Source organism: Afipia sp. GW822-FHT04G07, assembly GCF_058800765.1.
Map to the genome: position 1 here is coordinate 204,008 of NZ_JBXAMP010000002.1, position 17,791 is coordinate 221,798.

The 17,791-nt window shown below is 61.6% G+C and carries 13 protein-coding genes; 8 read left to right on the forward strand and 5 right to left on the reverse strand.

The features are described 5' to 3' along the window. Positions 1–279: 279 nt before the first annotated feature. Positions 280–858, reverse strand: coding sequence for a YciE/YciF ferroxidase family protein (locus AC1RKJ_RS20725; protein ID WP_492793003.1), 579 nt, complete (start codon positions 856–858; stop codon positions 280–282). Between the two features lie 98 nt (positions 859–956). Beyond that, complete coding sequence (locus tag AC1RKJ_RS20730) at positions 957–2,135, reverse strand: M20 aminoacylase family protein (RefSeq protein ID WP_492793004.1); 1,179 nt, start codon at positions 2,133–2,135, stop codon at positions 957–959. A 178-nt stretch (positions 2,136–2,313) separates the two neighbouring features. Between AC1RKJ_RS20730 and AC1RKJ_RS20735 the strand changes: the two genes are divergently transcribed. Continuing rightward, positions 2,314–3,933 (forward strand): GMC family oxidoreductase, encoded by a 1,620-nt coding sequence (locus tag AC1RKJ_RS20735; RefSeq protein ID WP_492793005.1) that lies wholly within the window; start codon positions 2,314–2,316, stop codon positions 3,931–3,933. Here the strand turns inward: AC1RKJ_RS20735 and AC1RKJ_RS20740 are convergent, their stop codons facing one another. Next, positions 3,934–5,490, reverse strand: coding sequence for an acyl-CoA carboxylase subunit beta (locus tag AC1RKJ_RS20740; RefSeq protein ID WP_492793006.1), 1,557 nt, complete (start codon positions 5,488–5,490; stop codon positions 3,934–3,936). A gap of 156 nt (positions 5,491–5,646) precedes the next feature. Between AC1RKJ_RS20740 and AC1RKJ_RS20745 the strand changes: the two genes are divergently transcribed. The 4 genes from AC1RKJ_RS20745 to AC1RKJ_RS20760 all read left to right on the forward strand — a co-directional run bounded on the left by AC1RKJ_RS20745 (position 5,647) and on the right by AC1RKJ_RS20760 (position 9,776). Beyond that, complete coding sequence (locus AC1RKJ_RS20745; RefSeq protein ID WP_492793007.1) at positions 5,647–5,868, forward strand: acyl-CoA carboxylase biotin carboxyl carrier protein subunit; 222 nt, start codon at positions 5,647–5,649, stop codon at positions 5,866–5,868. Between the two features lie 147 nt (positions 5,869–6,015). Next, positions 6,016–7,176 carry a TAXI family TRAP transporter solute-binding subunit gene (locus AC1RKJ_RS20750; protein ID WP_492793008.1) on the forward strand — a complete coding sequence of 387 codons (1,161 nt, stop codon included), beginning with the start codon at positions 6,016–6,018 and terminating at the stop codon, positions 7,174–7,176. 55 nt (positions 7,177–7,231) lie between these two features. Next, positions 7,232–9,337: a TRAP transporter permease gene (locus tag AC1RKJ_RS20755; protein ID WP_492793009.1), complete on the forward strand. Its 2,106-nt coding sequence runs from the start codon at positions 7,232–7,234 to the stop codon at positions 9,335–9,337. A 202-nt stretch (positions 9,338–9,539) separates the two neighbouring features. Further along, entirely contained in the window at positions 9,540–9,776 is a 237-nt protein-coding gene (locus AC1RKJ_RS20760; RefSeq protein WP_492793010.1) for a hypothetical protein, read from the forward strand. Positions 9,777–9,862: 86 nt separating this feature from the next. Here AC1RKJ_RS20760 and hpnO read toward each other — a convergent pair whose 3' ends face one another. After that, complete coding sequence (hpnO, locus tag AC1RKJ_RS20765; protein WP_492793246.1) at positions 9,863–11,254, reverse strand: aminobacteriohopanetriol synthase HpnO; 1,392 nt, start codon at positions 11,252–11,254, stop codon at positions 9,863–9,865. A gap of 124 nt (positions 11,255–11,378) precedes the next feature. Here hpnO and AC1RKJ_RS20770 point away from each other — a divergent pair, with 124 nt between their 5' ends. Next, positions 11,379–12,011, forward strand: coding sequence for a DUF2147 domain-containing protein (locus AC1RKJ_RS20770; protein WP_492793011.1), 633 nt, complete (start codon positions 11,379–11,381; stop codon positions 12,009–12,011). A 65-nt stretch (positions 12,012–12,076) separates the two neighbouring features. Here AC1RKJ_RS20770 and hpnN read toward each other — a convergent pair whose 3' ends face one another. Beyond that, positions 12,077–14,671: a hopanoid transporter HpnN gene (hpnN, locus tag AC1RKJ_RS20775; protein WP_492793012.1), complete on the reverse strand. Its 2,595-nt coding sequence runs from the start codon at positions 14,669–14,671 to the stop codon at positions 12,077–12,079. A gap of 215 nt (positions 14,672–14,886) precedes the next feature. Between hpnN and dxs the strand changes: the two genes are divergently transcribed. Together dxs and ispH are read left to right on the forward strand one after the other, a co-directional pair. Further along, positions 14,887–16,803 carry a 1-deoxy-D-xylulose-5-phosphate synthase gene (dxs, locus tag AC1RKJ_RS20780; RefSeq protein WP_492793013.1) on the forward strand — a complete coding sequence of 639 codons (1,917 nt, stop codon included), beginning with the start codon at positions 14,887–14,889 and terminating at the stop codon, positions 16,801–16,803. Positions 16,804–16,825: 22 nt separating this feature from the next. Then, complete coding sequence (gene ispH / locus AC1RKJ_RS20785; protein WP_492793014.1) at positions 16,826–17,785, forward strand: 4-hydroxy-3-methylbut-2-enyl diphosphate reductase; 960 nt, start codon at positions 16,826–16,828, stop codon at positions 17,783–17,785. Positions 17,786–17,791: the final 6 nt, after the last annotated feature.

Here is a 17,791-nt window from a genome sequence, read left to right on the forward strand (position 1 = left end):
CTCATTTGTTCATGATATGTTCTAATATAAAGCTAACAGTCGCCTGCGAGTCAACCGGCTTTATGGGTCATTTTTCTTGAGCAAAAACAATCATCTAGAAGGGCAACAAGGCGCAACATGAGTTTTCGCAGCCCCAGCACATCAACCTTATGGTGAGGAGCACGGCTCTCGCCGCGCGTCTCGAACCATGAGGCATGACGACATGCCCTCATCCTTCGAGACGCAGCCAAAAAGGCCGCTCCTCAGGATGAGGGGATGGATCGCCTTCAGATTATTCCGTCACGCCGCAAGCGCTTCGGGATTCACTTCCGCCAGCGCGAGGCTCGTCAATGCCTCGTCGGTGTTGTGTTCCTGCTGGAGCGTTTCATCCAGCAGCCGCACGGCTTCCGACATGCCGAGCTTGGTCGCCCACGCCTTCAAGGTTCCATAGCGCGAAATCTCGTAATGCTCGACCGCCTGAGCCGCTGCGAGCAAACCAGCATCGAGCGCTTCGGTGCCCTTGTACTCGTCCATGATCTCCTTGCCCTCGTCGAGAATTCCCATGATGGCGTGACATGTTTTTGCTTTCGCAGGCTTGTCGATCAGGCTGAACACCTGCTCGAGGCGATCCACCTGGCCCTCGGTTTCACCGTGATGTTTCTTGAACGCCGCGCTCAGGTCCGCCGACTGGGCCGCCTTCGCCATCTTCGGTAGTGCCTTCAAAATCTGTTTCTCGGCGAAGTAGATGTCCTTGAGCGTGTCATGGAACAGGTCGTTGAGATCCTTGTCCTTCGGCGCAGCCCTCTTGGCCGCCGGCCGTTTGGGTGCCTTCTTCGCTGACTTCCTGGCTGATTTTTTCGCGGATTTCTTCGCTGCCATCTGTCCGACTCCAAGTTGAATGCGGGATCGTTCCCGCCTCTCAACTCAACGTCCGGAGCAATGTTCCGTCAGCATGCTGAATCCAGCCGATCCGCGCTTCAGCTCGCGGCAAGCTGTGTTTCGACCAGCTTGATCCAGTAAGACGAGCCATAGACGATGGCGTCATCATTAAAATTGTAGGCGGGATGATGCAGCCCGGCGCTGTCGCCGTTGCCGATAAAGATGAAAGCACCTGGTCGGGCTTCCAGCATGTAGGCGAAATCCTCCGCGCCCATCACCGGCGGAATCTCGGAACTGACATTGCTGTCCCCTGCCACGGCGGCCGCGACCCGCGCGGCAACGCCGGTTTCGACAGGATGGTTGACCAGCACCGGGTAGCTGCGCTCGTAATCGAGGGTGATCTTCGCGCCCGACAGCCGGGCCACGCCTTCCACGACCTCGCGCACGCGCTGCTCGATCAGGTCGCGGACCTCGGGCGTGAGACTCCGCGCGGTGCCGAACAGTTCCGCCGTCTGCGGAATGACGTTGCGGGCATTGCCGGCATGGAACTCGCAGATCGAAATCACGGCAGCGTCGAGCGGATCGACGCTGCGCGAGACGATCGACTGCAAGGCGGTGATGAGTTGAGCGCCGACCAGCACCGAGTCGATGCTCTTGTGCGGCCGCGCGGCATGACCGCCCATCCCCTCGATGTGGATGTTGATGTGATCGGTCGCGGCCATCGCCGGGCCGACGCGCGTTGCAAAGGTGCCTATCGGCATACCGGGCGAGTTGTGCATCCCGTAAACCTGCTCGATCTTGAAGCGATCCATCAGGCCGTCTTCGATCATCGCGGCAGCACCCGCGCCGCCCTCCTCCGCCGGCTGGAAAATCACCACGGCGTCGCCGGCAAAATTCCGCGTCTCGGCGAGATAGCGCGCTGCACCCAGCAGCATCGCGGTGTGGCCGTCATGACCGCAGGCGTGCATCTTGCCGGGCACCGTCGAACGATAGGCTACGCCGGTTTCTTCCTCGATCGGCAGCGCATCCATGTCGGCGCGCAAACCGATTGCCTTCACGTCGCCGCCGTTGGCTAGCTTGCGTCCCTTAATGACGCCGACCACGCCGGTCCGCCCGAGGCCCGTCGCCACTTCATCGCAACCGAATTCGCGCAGGCGCTCGGCGACGAATGCCGCAGTGCGATGCACGTCATACATCAGCTCTGGATGCGCATGCAGGTCGCGGCGCCAGCCCATGATCTCGGGTTGCAGGTCGGCGATACGGTTGAGGATAGGCACGGCTGACACCTCACGGGACTGATCGAAACAGGAAAACTAGCATGATGCGGCGGCGGACCCAACATCCGTGCAAACGTCAATTGCACAGGATCGGACTGTACAGCCAACCCCGGCCGAGGCCATAAGATAAGAAACGTCTCGAATACGAAGAAACGCAGGCGAAGAATCAGGACAGGGAATGGCGAAACGTCTCGAAGGAGATTTCGACTACATCGTCGTCGGCGCCGGCACCGCAGGGTGCATCGTCGCCAACCGCCTGAGCGCCGATCCCCGCAAGCGCGTCCTGATCCTGGAAGCCGGCGGCAAGGACAACTGGATCTGGTTTCACATTCCCGTCGGCTATCTCTTCGCCATCGGCAATCCGCGCTCCGACTGGATGTTCAAGACCGAACCGGAGCCCGGTCTCAACGGCCGCGTGCTCGCTTATCCGCGCGGCAAGGTGATCGGCGGCTCGTCGGCGATCAACGCGATGATCTCCATGCGCGGTCAGGCGGCGGACTACGATCACTGGCGACAACTCGGATTGAGCGGCTGGGGCTGGGACGATGTGCTGCCCGCGTTCAAGAAACTGGAAGATCATTTTCTTGGGCCAAGCGAGCATCATGGCACAGGCGGCGGCTGGCGCATCGAAGCGCCACGCCTGTCATGGGCGGTGCTCGATGCCGTCGGCAATGCCGCACATGAGATGGGAATTCGCCGCACGTACGATTTCAACACCGGCGACAACGAAGGCATCGGATATTTTCACGTCAACCAGAAGCGCGGACGGCGATGGTCGGCGGCGCGCGGTTTTCTCAAGCCCGCGCTGTCGCGGCCGAACCTGCGGCTGGAAACCAATGTGCTGGTGGACAAGCTTATCGTCGAGAACGGCCGCGCCGTCGGCGTGCGCTTCACGCAGGGCGGCGAGACGATGGAGGCCCGCGCGAAGGGCGAAGTCATTCTCTGCTCCGGCTCTGTCGGATCAACGCAGGTTCTGCATCGTTCCGGCATCGGCCCGCAGGAATGGCTGTCGCCGCTCGGGATCGACACCGTGCTCGACCGGCAAGGCGTCGGCCGCAACCTTCAGGATCACTTGCAGCAGCGCGCCATCTATAAAGTGGACGGCATCCGCACCCTGAACGAGACCTACTACAACCTGTTCCGGCGCAGCTGGATGGGCGTCGATTACGCGCTGCGGCGGCGCGGGCCGCTCACCATGGCGCCGTCGCAACTCGGCATCTTCACGCGCTCCGATGCACGGCAGGAGCGCGCCAACATCCAGTTTCACGTGCAGCCGCTGTCGCTGGACAAATTCGGCGAGCCGCTGCATCGCTTCCCGGCCATTACGATCGCCGCCTGCAACCTGCGCCCAACCTCGCGCGGCACCATCCGCATTAAATCCGGCGCCCCCGATCAGGCGCCGGCGATTGCACCGAATTATCTCTCAACCCCCGAAGACCGTCAGGTCGCCGCCGACGCGATCCGGGTGACGCGCAAACTGATGAAGCAGCACGCGCTGGCCGCCTACCATCCGCAGGAATATCTCCCCGGCCCGGCTGTGGGCGATGACGATGCGTCGCTGGCGAAGGCAGCCGGCGACATCGGCACCACGATCTTCCATCCGGTCGGGACCGCGAAAATGGGCAGCACTAGCGATCCGTTAGCAGTGGTGGATGAGCGCCTGCGCTTTCACGGCCTCAAAGGGCTGCGCGTCATCGATGCATCGGTGATGCCGACGATTACATCGGGCAACACCAACACGCCCACCGCGATGATCGCGGAAAAAGGCGCATCGATGGTGATCGAGGACGCGAAATAATTACGGCCTGATTGTCATGTGCGCCACGCCCGGCGTGCGCAGCGGCTCGGCCAGCCGCGCGAACTCGCACAACAAGCCGCGCGTCTTGCGTGGATCGATGATTTCCTCGACCCAGAATTTCTCCGCCGTACGAAACGGCGAACGCAGCTTGTTGAGACGATCCTCGATCTCCGCGAGCTTTGCCTTCGGATCGTCGGCTTCCGCGATGTCGGCGCGATAGGCAGCCTCGATGCCGCCTTCCAGCGGCAGCGACCCCCAATAGGCCGACGGCCATGCATAGCGCATCGAGAACCGTCCCGCAGGCTGATGCACCACACCCGCGACGCCGAACGAGTTGCGCACGATGATCGTGCACCATGGCACGGTGCTCTGGTTGACGGCGGCCATCGCACGGACGCCGTGGCGGATCGTGGCCGCCTTCTCGGCATCGAGACCGATCATGAAGCCGGGGCAATCCATCAGATAAACCACCGGCAGATGGAACGTCTCGGCAAGATCCACGAACCGCACGACCTTCTGACAGGCGTCGGCCGTCCACGAACCACCATAGACAAAGGGATCGCTCGCCAGCACCAGCACGGCGCGGCCCTCAAGCCGTGCAAAGCCCGCGATGACCGAGCGCCCGAAATTCTGGGCCATCTCGAAGAACGAGCCCTTGTCCATCACCGACTCGATGATGGGGCGCATCTTGTAGACCTGCTTGCGGCTGCGCGGCACGATGTTGAGCAGCGCTTCGTCGGTGCGCTCCGGATCGTCGTCGCACGCAGTCGTCGGCGGAAGATCAAACACCGACGATGGCAGATACGACAAAAACCTGCGCGCGCATTCGAACGCTTCTTCCTCGGTGTCGACCGCATGATCGACACCGCCGGCCTTGGTCTGGATCTGCGCGCCGCCAAGCTCCTGCTTCTCCAGCGATTGCCCGAGACGCGCAACCACCGGCGGACCCGCGACGAACATCGCGGATGATTTTGTCATGACGGAATAATGACTGGCCGCGAGCCGCGCAGCACCCAGACCCGCGACCGATCCCAGACCGAGGCCGACAACCGGCACGCGCGCCATGTTCGCAGTCGTGTACCAGTACCATTCCGTGCCGCCGATGCCGCCCGGCAGATTGGCCGCGCCCTTGGTCTCGATGGTCTTCACCGATCCGCCGCCACCGGAGCCTTCGATCACGCGGATGATCGGCAGGCGGAAATCATGCGCCATCTGCTCGGCCATGGTCGGCTTCGCGGAGATCGATGCATCGGCCGATCCGCCGCGCACGGTGAAGTCGTCGCCGACCACGACAACAGGACGGTCGGCGATCTTGCCGCGGCCGAACACGCAATTGGCCGGCGTCACGGTTTTCAGTTCGTTGGTCTCGTCATATTCCGCGATGCCCGAGAGCGCGCCCATTTCATGGAAGCTTTTGGGATCGACCAGCTTGTCGATCCGCTCACGCACCGTCAGCCTGCCCTGATCGTGCTGCCGCTTGACCTTGTCCGCGCCGCCCATTTCGCGGGCGAAGGCTTCCCGCCGCGCGAGTTCATCGAGTTCAGGCTTCCAGTTCATCGTGACTCCTTGGAGTACGCGCTGCGAACGCGCGTTTTCATTTGCCCACCGGCTCAAGTTTCCTCTTGCGGATCACGCTACCCCGGGCAATCTTTCGTCACAACAAAGAAGCCGCACGGGCATAACTTGCTCAAAGCGGAGGGAGGGGAAACTTTCGTGGCCGACATCAAGATCACGACCGAGGTTGCCGGACGCATCTGCGTGATCGCGGCCAGCGTCGGCGGAAGCGTCGGCAACGGAGACGATGTTGTGCTGGTCGAAGCCATGAAGATGGAAATTCCAGTCCCCTCGCCCGCCGCAGGAAAGATCAAATCGATCCTCGTCAACATCGACGACGTTGTGGCGGAGGGACAGACGATCGCAATTCTCGAAACGTGATTCGTTTGCACTGCAGCTTTTCCGCGACAAACTGTCCGGTAAACCTAAGTAGGCTTGCGGGCGTTGCGCCGGGTGCGGCACGATGACATGATCCGACAAAATCAAAAACGCATTCCGCATAGCGGAAGCACTGGGAGGACTTATTTCATGACGCGACCAATCACTACGATTGCGGCAATGTTTCTCGCGGGTGCGGCGGCGATATCGTCCGCGCAGGCCCAGGACGTCAAACTGCCGCCGACGATGGCGTTCACCGCCTATGATACCGGCACCTCCGGTTTCAATATCGCCGTCGGCGTCGGCAAGATGATGAAGGACAAATACGGCTCCGACGTGCGCGTTCTTCCCGCAGGCAACGACGTGGCGCGTCTCGCCCCGCTGCGCGCAAACCGCGCGGTGCTGGCTTGGATGGGCACCGGAAGCTATTTCGCTCAGGAAGGCGTGTTCGAATTCGGCGTCAAGGAATGGGGTCCGCAGGCGTTGCAAATGACGCTTTCGACCGTCGACTGCAACGGATTGTCGGTCGGCGTCGCGAAGGATGCCGGCGTCAAGGAGTGGAAGGATTTCCGCGGCAAACGACTCGGATTCGTGGTCGGCTCGCCTGCTCTGAACCAGAACGCTCTTGCGATCATCGCCTATGGCGGGCTCACGCAGAAAGACGTGAAGATCGTCGAATTCGCGAGCTACGGGGCGATGTGGAAGGGACTCCTCAACAACGATGCCGATGGCGCATTCGGCTCGACGGTGACAGGGCCCGCCAAGGAACTGGAAAGCTCGCCGCGTGGCATTAACTGGCCGCCGCTTCCGCCGGAAGACAAGGCCGCATGGGAGCGCGTCAAGAAAGTCGGCGCGTTCTTCACCCCGCACAGCGTGACGTGCGGCGCCGCGATCGAAGCCTCGAAACCGCAGAAGCTCGCGACCTACCCCTACCCGATCGCGACGACCTACGCGACGCAGCCTGCCGATCAGGTTTACGGACTCACCAAGGCGATGATCGCCGGTTACGATTCATACAAAGACGCCGCGCCGGGCTCGTCCGGCCTCGACGTCAAGCGCCAGACCAAGCAATGGGTCATTCCGTTTCATCCCGGAGCGGTGAAGGCGCTGAAGGAAGCCGGCAACTGGACCGCCGAGGACGAGACGTTCAACAACAATCTCATCAAGCGGCAAGGCGTTCTGGCTGACGCATGGAAAGCCTACAACGCAGCGAACCCGCCGGCGGAAGCCGACAAGTTCCTGACCGGATGGATGGCTGCGCGAAAGGCCGCGCTGGCCAAGGCGAACATGCCGAACGGTTTCGAAGAATAACAGTTTCGATCCCGGCAAATACGGACGTCGTCAACATCCACTATCGGAATCGCCAATGTCAGCTTCGTCCGACGACACCAATCCGGCAGCCGCGCCCGTCGCGGCTGCCGCCATCGCCTCGGCACAGAAGAAAGTACAGTTCGACGATCCCCATGCCGGGGTCGGCGGCTTGCAGGAGGCCGAGGTCACGCGGGTGCGCACCTTGCGCGGCGGATGGCGCTGGGCACTGGTCGTCGCGACCGCCGCGACCATCCTGCTCTGCATCAACCAGCAATTCGCGCTGCGTTTTTTCGTCGATTTCACACAGCTCAACACCGAATACTTCTATCTGCTGATCGCGCTGATGCTGCCGTTCACGTTCCTGATTTTTCCGGGCACGGAGACCGCGCCGCTCGATCGCATTCCCTGGTACGACATTGTCCTGTTCGTCATGACATTCGCATCGGCGATCTGGCTGATGATGAACATCCGCAAGGCCGCCGCGCTCGGCTGGGAATTCGCCGGCGCGCCGATGCCGGTCATCGCCGGCGGTCTGGTGATGTGGGCGGTGCTGATGGAGGCGCTGCGCCGCACCGGCGGCTGGAGTCTGCTGCTGAGCGTCTTCCCCTTCACCGTCTACCCGCTGTTCGCGGAGTCGTCATGGCTGGGGCCGTTTCGCGGCAGCCAGTCGACCCTCGAACAGGCGACCGCCTATCATGTGCTGTCGGGTGAAAGCCTGCTTGGCATTCCGATCCAGGCTTTCGCCGACACGGTAATCGGCTTTCTGGTGTTCGGCACCGCGCTGATGATGACCGGCGCGGGCAAGTTCTTCATCAACATCGCATTCGCGTTGTGCGGAACATTCCGCGGCGGCGCCGCCAAGGTTTGCATCTTCGCGAGCGGACTTCTCGGCATGATGTCCGGATCGATCATTTCCAACGTGCTGACCGCAGGCACCATGACCATCCCCGTCATGAAGAAGAGCGGATTCCGCGCGTCCTATGCGGCCGCCATCGAAGCCTGCGCCTCCACCGGCGCGGTGCTGGCGCCGCCGGTGATGGGCGCGACCGCGTTCGTCATCGCGCAATTCCTGAACGTGAGCTACGCCGACGTCGCGCTCGCCGCGATCATTCCGGCTGCGCTTTATTATCTCGGATTGTTCATGCAGGTGGATTCCTACGCGGCGCGTCACGGCCTCGCCGGAATACCGCGCTCCGAACTGCCGAAGATCTGGGATACGATCAAGGAAGGCTGGTACTACATCTTCGTCATCGCGCTGCTGATCGTGATGCTGCTGTACTTCAAGCGCGAAAGTCATGCGCCGTTCTATGCAACCGCCCTGCTGCTGGTGCTGAACCAGTTGTTCTCGAAGGACACACGCTGGACCTTCGCGACGATCGGAAAATTCCTCGAGGTCAACGGCCGCACCTTTGTCGAGCTGGTGGGCATTCTCGCCGGATGCGGCCTGCTGATCGGCGCGTTCTCGATGACGGGCGTGGTGTCCAGCCTCGCCAACGATCTTCTGACGATTGCCGGCGATAACGCGTTCCTGCTGCTGGCGATGTGCGCGTTCACAAGCCTGGTGTTGGGACTCGGGCTGACGACAACGGCTTGCTACATCTTCCTCGCCATCCTTGTCGCGCCTGCGCTCGAGAAGGTCGGTCTCAACAAGATGGCCGTCCACATGTTCATCTTCTATTGGGGCATGTTGTCGTCGATCACGCCGCCGGTCGCCATCGCGTCGTTTGCCGCCGCAGGCATCGCCGGTTCACCCGCGATGAAGACTGGCTGGGAATCGATGTGGGTCGGCAGCATCATCTACTTCATCCCCTTCTTCTTCGTGCTGAACCCCGCACTCGTGTTGCAGGGAGACTTCCCCTATTTCGAGGCGCTCGGCCTGACGGCGCTGGTGGCATTCGGCACGCTGTTCATCTGCGGCGGAATTCAGGGCTATCAGGCTTTTGTGGGAGACCTCAGGCGAACCGGCGCATTCGAATGGCCGCTTCGTTTTCTGCTGATCATCGGAGGATTCACTGTCGCAACGCCGGGCGGCGGCATCGTGCCGATTTCGCAGCTGCAAATGACAACGCTGGGACTGTCGATCCTGGTTCCGACATTGATTGTCGCTCTCGTATTGATGCGCCGGAACCCGCTTGCGCCGACGCCGCTGTCGGCGCGCTAACGCTATCGGCAGCGCGCGTTCGAGCGGACCGTGCGCTCATCGAAATGTGGCAGCAAGTTGTACGGCGTGTTCCAACTCAGTGCGCGAACGCCACACCCGGCGAAATACGATTTCGCTGTCTCGATGCGTAAGACTTGTGTCTGGCCTTCTGATGTGTTGGACATATAGTCCAGTCATCAACGAACCTTCATAAGGGATAACGATGTTCAAAGCACTTCTCGCGACCACATTGCTTGTCTCGGCCACGGCCGGTGCATTTGCCCAAGGCCAGCAGCGCAGCGGCACACCCGAAGAACAGAAAGCCTGCGCACCGGACGTCTCGCGTTATTGCCGTACCGTGATGAATGATGGCGACTTCGTGATTCTGGGCTGCCTTCAGGCGAACCGCCCCAAGATCAGCAAGAAGTGCGACGCGGTTCTCAAGAGCCACGGTCAATAACAGACCGCCTGCCCTGGCGCCCATGCCGGGACGCATATGACTGGACCGGACCGATCAGCCTGACACCCGTCAGGCTGATTTCGTTGTCAGGCTGATTTTCTCGCGGCGTTGTCGACCAGGGTCTTGCCGAGCGACCAGATCGCGCCGGGCACGCGATGACTGCTTTCGATCACGTTGTCGAACGCGCCGGTGATCCAGTCGCAATCCTCGGTGGTCAGCGTCAACGGCGGGATCAGCTTGATCGTATGGCTGGCGTGGCCAGACACCTGGGTGAGGATCTTGTGGTCCTTGAACAGCGGAATGGTGATCAGCTGGCAGAACAGGCCTTTGCTCGCCGCCTCCAGCATGGTCCACGACGCCTTGAGCTTCAGCGATTTCGGCGGACCGAACTCGACGCCGATCATCATGCCCTTGCCGCGCACGTCCTTGAGCAATTCATAGCGCGGCACCATCGCCGACAGCGCCGAGAGCAACTGCTCGCCGCGCGCCGCCGCGTTCTCGATCAGCTTCTCGGATTTCAGCACCTCGAGCGTGGCAATGCCGGCCGCCATGGCAAGATCGTTCTTCGCAAAGGTCGATCCGTGCACCACGGCACGGTCCATGCGATCGAAAATCTTGTCGAAGATCGCCTTGCGCGTCAGCACCGCGCCGACCGGCACGTGGCCGCCGGAAAGCGATTTCGACAGCAGCACCATGTCGGGTTCGACATTCCAGTGCTCGACTGCGAGGAAGCGCCCGGTGCGGCCCATGCCCGTCTGAATCTCGTCCGCGACGAACAGCGTTCCGTAGCGTTTGCACAGCGCGGCGGCCGTTGGCAGAAAGTCATCGCCAGGAATGTTGACGCCCTTGCCCTGGATCGGCTCGACGATGAAGGCCGCGATCTGGCGGGAGGCCAGCGCCTTCTCAAGCGCAACGAGATCGTTGAACGGGATCGAGGTGCAGTCCGGCAGCAGCGGCCCGAAGCCGGTGCGGAAATTCGTATCGCCGGTCAGCGACAGCGAGCCATACGACAGGCCGTGATAGGCGTGGTCGCAATAAAGGATGCCGGTGCGGCCGGTCGCGCCGCGCGCAAACTTGATCGCAGCTTCGACACATTCTGTCCCTGAATTCGCGAAAAAGACCTTATCCAGATAAGGCACATTCGCGATCAGGCGCTCGGCCAGAATGCCGGCCAGCGTCGACAGATCGAGCTGAACGAGATTCGGAAGATCGCTGTCCAGAACGCTCTTGAGGGCGTCCTTGACGGTGGGATGGTTGCGGCCAAGCGCGAAAACGCCGAAGCCGCTCAACAGATCGAGGTAACGGTCGCCGTCGCGGTCGAACAGATACTGGCCCTGCGCGCGCTGAAAGCCGACGTCATAACCGATGGTCTTAAGCACCCGGACGAGTTGCTCGTTGAGGTACCGTGTATGCAAAGTGTTACGCTGGAACTGGCGATCCGCGAACATCTCTGAAATGTCTAGATTTGACTGCATGATGTCATACATACTTCGCTTGGCGGGCATCTAGTCAACCTAAAATAGTGTCTGCGTCGTTTTGTCAGTATCTAGAACAATGAGCGACTCTTGTGATTAAAGTTGGTTGCAATGCACGCGAGGATTCATGCGGAAATTAGCCTTTAGTGGAATGTTTTTTCTCGCCGCCGTCGGAACAGCCCATGCCGCCGACCCGCTGGGTGAATGGCGGGACGAGGACGGCAAGGCGACGATCCGAATCGTCGAGTGCAATTCACGCATATGGGGGATCATTGCGTCCGAAAAAACCCCCGGCACGATCGACAAGAACAATCCCGACAAGGCAAAGCGCACGCGCGCCACACTCGGCATTCCCATCCTCATCAACATGAAGAAGGATGAGGAAGAAAAAGACAGATGGGAAGGCGAAATCTACGACCCCATCCGCGGCAAGAACTTCTCCTCATCGATTCAGGTCAAATCCGCCAACGCATTGCGCGTCGAGGGATGCCTGGCGATGGTCCTGTGCGGCGGTCAAACCTGGACCCGCGTTGAACCTGGAACATCCGGTTTCACCTACTTGCCGAGCCTCGCCGCAAAGGCAGCACCGGGCGCGGCTCCTGCCCCTGCCGGCGCGCCCAAGACCACAGCCTCGCCCTTCCCTGCTCCGATCGGCACGCCCAAGGCTGCCGCCCCGAAAGCGGGCGCAGCCAAGGCGGGCGATTCGGTCTCGCACGAAATCTGCATGCTGCCCGAGATCATGTCCGCCCCGGTCAAGTAGGCTTCAGGCAGACGTCAAACAAACTTTAAAGGCAGGCTTCACGAAGCCTGCCTTTTTTACGGTCGTTACTTGTCCGTGGTCTCGCGCGGCTTGCCCATCAGCGCAGGCTGGAACAGCACAGCGGCCGCGAGAGTCGTGACCAGCGAGAGCGCCAGCAGCTTGCCCATGCTCGATGTGCCGGGATGGCTCGAAAGCCACAGGCTGCCGAACGCCGTCGCGGTGGTCATCGCGCTGTAGAAGATCGCGCGCGTCAGCGGAGACTGTAGCAGGTCGGTCTGACCGTTTCGCCACGCCGTCACGTAGTAGATCTTGAACGCGACGCCGATGCCGAGCAGCAGCGGTAGCGCGATGATGTTGGCGAAGTTCATCGGCAGCCCGATCAGGACGCAGATCTCCAGCGTGACCACACCTGCCAGAATCAGCGGCACAAGCGTCAGCAGCACGTCGCCGATTCGCTTCAGCACGATCCAGAGCAGGATCGCGATCGACAGCAGCGCCCAGCCGCCGGCCTGAATGAAGGCCGACACGATGGTGTCTCCCGATTTCAGGATCGAGATCGGACCGCCGATGGCGTCCGGCTGAACTTTCAGGATCGCGCCGGCAAACTTGCGCAGCGTGTCGTTGTCGTTGGGATCGCCCTTCGGCTGTGCCTCGACGCGGGTGCGCCCATCCGTGGACACCCAGTCGCTCAGGATGTCGGGCGGCAAGGTTTTCACGCTGACCGGCTGCGCCTTGAGCAGGCCACGGACCTGATCCAGCGCGACGTTCAACGGCGAGATGAACGTCGTCTCGGCCTTCTCGCGGGTGGCCTTGTCGGCCTGCGCGAGTTTCGCCAATGCGTCAGCCAGACGGCGCGCCGCCAGAGCGCCCGCCCCCTTGTCGTCGCCTGCGGTCTTGCGCAGGCTTTCCACGGAGCCTTTTAGCGCCGCGACGTTTTCCTCATCGGACGGCGCGGTGCCGCGCGATGTTTCGTTCAGGATCGGATTGAGCGACGCCGCAGCCTTGCGAATGATCCCGAGTTTCGCTTGCTGATCGTCCGGGATGAAGGTGTCGAGCGAAAGCGTTCGCGACACTTCGGGAAGTTTCGCAAGACGGGCCTGGATTTCCTTCGCCGCGGCCGGGGACGCAGCCATCACTTCGACGGCATTGGTGCCGGTGTTGGGATCACGCCGCAGATCGAGATAGGTCGCAACGGATTCGACCTTTGCGCTGCGCAGGTTCATCGGATTGAAGTCGAACTGCAGGAAGTAAAGTAACGGCAAGCCGAGGACAGCCACGCCGAGCGTCGCGACAACGACGCCGACGCGATGCCGCTCCAGAAAGCTGTCGACCGGAGCCAGAAACTTGAAGCCGAGCGCTTCGGCCTCGCCCGGAGGATTCAGGACCTTGAGCAGCGCGGGCAGCACGGTGATCGCCGCAATAAACGCGATGATCATGCCGGCGCCGGCGATCTTGCCCAGTTCCGACACACCCTTGTAGTCCGTCGGCAGGAACGAGAGGAAACCGGCCGCCGTGGCCACCGCCGCAAGCGTGAGCGGAACCGCGGAATACTCGGCGGCCTTCTCGATCGCGGGACTGAGTTCATCATTTTCGTGGCGTTCGGCGCGATAGCGCACGCTGTACTGGATGCCGAAATCGACTCCCAGACCGACGAACAACACGAAGAACGCAATCGAGATCAGGTTGAACGCCCCGACGATCATGAGTCCCATGGCGGTCGTGACCGACAGGCCGATCACCAGCGTGATGAAAACCGCGGCGATGATCTTGGATGACTTCAGCGCGCACCACAGGATGAACAGCACGATCAGGACGGTGCCGGTATGGGTGACAAGCGCCCCCTCCTGCACCGTCGCGAACTCATCGTTCGCGATCGGGACCGGCCCGGTCAGACGGACCCTGGCGCTGTAATCGCCCGCGAGTTTCACGTCCTCGGCCGCCTTGCGGATGGCATCGACAGCGGCGCCGCCCGGCTCCAGCGCCTTGAAGTCGAGAACCGGCCGGATCATGAGAAGCGTGCGCTTGTCGGACTCGGTCAGAGGCTCGGTGCTGGACAATTCCCTCCAGGAGAAGGTCGCAGGCTGGTTCGCCGTCACCTTTTCGACGGTCTCGGCCACCTGATTGAGCGGCTTCGCCATGGAATCGCGGGAATACTGGCCCCGCTGGGATCCGGCGAGGCCGAATTCCAGCACGCCGGTCAGGCCGCGCAGGCTGGGGTCATCGACCAGAATGTCGAAAATCGGGGCTGCGGAGGCCAACTGGCTGGTCTGCTTGGCCACCTCGGGGGTCGGCAAGAACAAAAGACCGTTATTATCGAAGAACGGTCCACCGCCCGGCCGGCGCACCCAAATGAACCTGTCGGTTTGTGGGAGCAACTTCTTCTCAAGGGCGTCGGCGGCCTGCCGGGAGAGTTCCGGGGTCGGCGCCTCTACAACGGCCAAAATGGTGTCATTTCGGCCCGGAAACGCCTTTTCGAACGTAATTTCGCGCTTACGCCAGTCCAGATTAGGAGAGATCAGCGTCGCAACGTCGGTATTGATGGCAAAGTTCCGGTGGGAATAGACGCCTGCCGCCGCTGCCAGAGCTACGCCGGCCAGGATGACCAGCCATGCATGGCGCGTGCAAAAACGAACAAGCGATACAATAGTCCTTGTCAGCACAGGTTTTCTTTCTATTTCTGGCGGCCAGCTTGAGGAAAAGAGGCAACTGCCGGGGGGGCAAGCCGTTAACTAACTGATGCCTCAAACGATGCCCTTAAGTCACACAATAGTGGCATTTAACCGGCAGTTCCTCAGAACTACTGATGGATAGCTGCAATAATGCTACACTGCAAAATGTTCCCGTCTTGTTCCACTGTCGCATTGGAAGCCTTGTTATGACCTCATCGACCCCATTGCTCGACGCAATCAAAACGCCCGCCGACCTTCGCAAGATGAAGGAAAGCGAACTGCCTCAAGTCGCAGCAGAGCTTCGCGCCGAGACCATCAACGCGGTTGCGGTAACCGGCGGTCACTTGGGCTCCGGCCTTGGCGTCGTGGAACTGACGGTGGCGATACATCATGTTTTTAATACGCCGAACGACCGTGTCATCTGGGACGTCGGCCATCAGGCCTATCCCCACAAGATTCTGACCGAACGCCGCGACCGGATTCGCACCCTGCGTCAGGGTGGCGGATTGTCCGGGTTCACCAAGCGCGCGGAGAGCGAGTACGATTGTTTCGGCGCGGCGCACTCCTCGACCTCCATTTCAGCAGGCCTCGGTATGGCTGTCGCGCGTGATCTCGCGGGCGAAGAGCGAAATATCGTCGCAGTAATCGGCGACGGCGCGATGTCCGCCGGCATGGCCTATGAAGCGATGAACAATGCAGGTGCAATGGATTCGCGCCTGATCGTCATTCTGAACGACAATGAAATGTCGATTGCGCCGCCGGTCGGCGCGATGTCGTCCTATCTGTCGCGCCTCACCTCCAGCAACACCTACCGCTCGCTCCGCGAAATCGGCAAGCAGGTGGCCAAGCGTCTTCCAAAATTCGTTGAGAAGGGCGCGCAGCGCGCCGAGGAATATGCCCGCGGAATGTTGTCCGGCGGCACGCTGTTCGAGGAACTCGGCTTCTACTATGTCGGCCCGATCGACGGCCATAACCTTGACCATCTTCTGCCCGTGCTGAAGAACGTGCGCGACTCCAAGGTCGGCCCGACGCTGATCCACGTCGTCACCGAAAAGGGCAAGGGCTACTCCCACGCCGAAACCGCCGCCGACAAGTATCACGGCGTCGTCAAATTCGATGTCGCCACCGGCAAGCAGGCGAAAGCACAGGCCAACGCCCCCGCCTACACCAAGGTGTTCGGCAACAGCCTCGTCAAGGAAGCCGAGAAGGACGACAAGATCGTCGCGATCACCGCCGCCATGCCGTCCGGCACCGGCGTCGATATTTTCAGCAAGGCTTTCCCGGAACGCACGTTCGACGTCGGCATTGCAGAGCAGCACGGCGTGACGTTCGCCGCCGGTCTCGCCTCCGAAGGCATGAAGCCGTTCGTCGCGATCTACTCCACCTTCCTGCAGCGCGCTTACGATCAGGTCGTACACGACGTCGCGATTCAGGGCCTGCCCGTCCGCTTCATCATCGACCGCGCCGGTCTGGTGGGCGCCGATGGTCCGACCCATGCCGGTTCGTTCGATCTGGCCTATCTCGGCTGCCTCCCCGGTATGGTGCTGATGGCCGCTGCCGATGAAGCCGAACTGGTTCACATGGTTGCCACCGCGGCCGCGATTAACGACGCGCCATCGGCGATCCGCTTCCCGCGCGGCGACGGTGTCGGCGTCGATCTGCCCGCCGTCGGCGTTCCGCTGGAAATCGGCAAGGGCCGCATCGTCCGCGAAGGCACTTCGGTGGCGCTGGTGTCGCTCGGCACGCGTCTCGCCGAATGTCTCAAGGCTGCAGATATTCTAAAAACGCACGGCTTGACCACGACGGTGGCCGATGCACGCTTTGCCAAGCCGATCGATACGGACATGATCCTGCGTCTGGCGCGCGAGCACGACGTGCTCATCACCATCGAGGAAGGCTCCATCGGCGGCTTCGGAGCGCAGGTCCTGCATGCCCTTGCAGAGAACGGTGCGCTGGACAGAGGACTGAAGGTTCGCGCGATGGTTCTGCCGGATACGTTCATCGACCAGGACAGCCCGGCCGCGATGTATGCGAAGGCCGGCCTCGATGCCAAGGGCATCGTGACGCGGGTGTTCGAGGCATTGGGCCGCGAAGGCAAAACCGGCGCGGTGCAGCTTGCTTGATCGCGCGCCAATGAACGCCCCGATGAAAATCCTGCTGGCTCAGCCGCGCGGGTTTTGCGCTGGCGTGGTGCGTGCGATCGAGATCGTCGAGCGCGCGCTGGAGAAGTACGGCCCGCCGGTCTATGTCCGTCACGAGATCGTGCACAACAAGTACGTCGTCGAAAGCCTCAAGGCCAAGGGCGCGGTTTTCGTCGAGGATCTGCACGAAGTGCCGGCCAACGCCATCACGGTATTCAGCGCGCACGGCGTGGCCAAGAGCGTCGAGGAAGAAGCCGCTTCGCGCGGGCTGCCCGTTCTGAACGCCACCTGCCCGCTGGTGACCAAGGTCCACAACCAGGGCAAGCGCTACGTGTCCAAGGGACGCAAGCTGGTGCTGATCGGCCATGAGGGCCATCCGGAAGTCGTCGGCACCATGGGACAGGTCCCCGGCCCCGTGATCCTCGTCCAGAGCGTCGAGGACGTCGCGGCGCTGGACCTGCCGAATGACGCCCCGATGGCCTACATCACCCAGACCACGCTCAGCGTGGACGACACGCGGGACATCATCGCAGCCCTCGAGGACCGCTTTACCGACCTCGAAGGCCCGGATACCCGCGACATCTGCTATGCGACACAAAACCGCCAGTCTTCGGTGCGAGACCTCTCGAAATTGGTCGATGTCATCCTCGTGGTGGGTGCGACCAACAGTTCCAACTCCAACCGTCTGCGGGAAATCGGGACCGAAGTCGGCGTCCCGAGCTACCTCCTCGCTGACGGCAGCCAGCTCAATCCTGAATGGTTGAAAGACGCGAAAACCGTCGGCATCACCGCGGGCGCCTCGGCGCCGGAGGTGCTGGTGGACGATGTGATTGACGCCCTGCGGAGAATCGGACCGGTAACAGTGTCCGTGCTGCCGGGTCGGGAGGAAAACATCGAATTCAGGCTTCCTGCGGAGCTGGTTCAACGCCAGCCGCGCCTCTCTCCTGCGATGCAAGAAAGATAGTTGTTC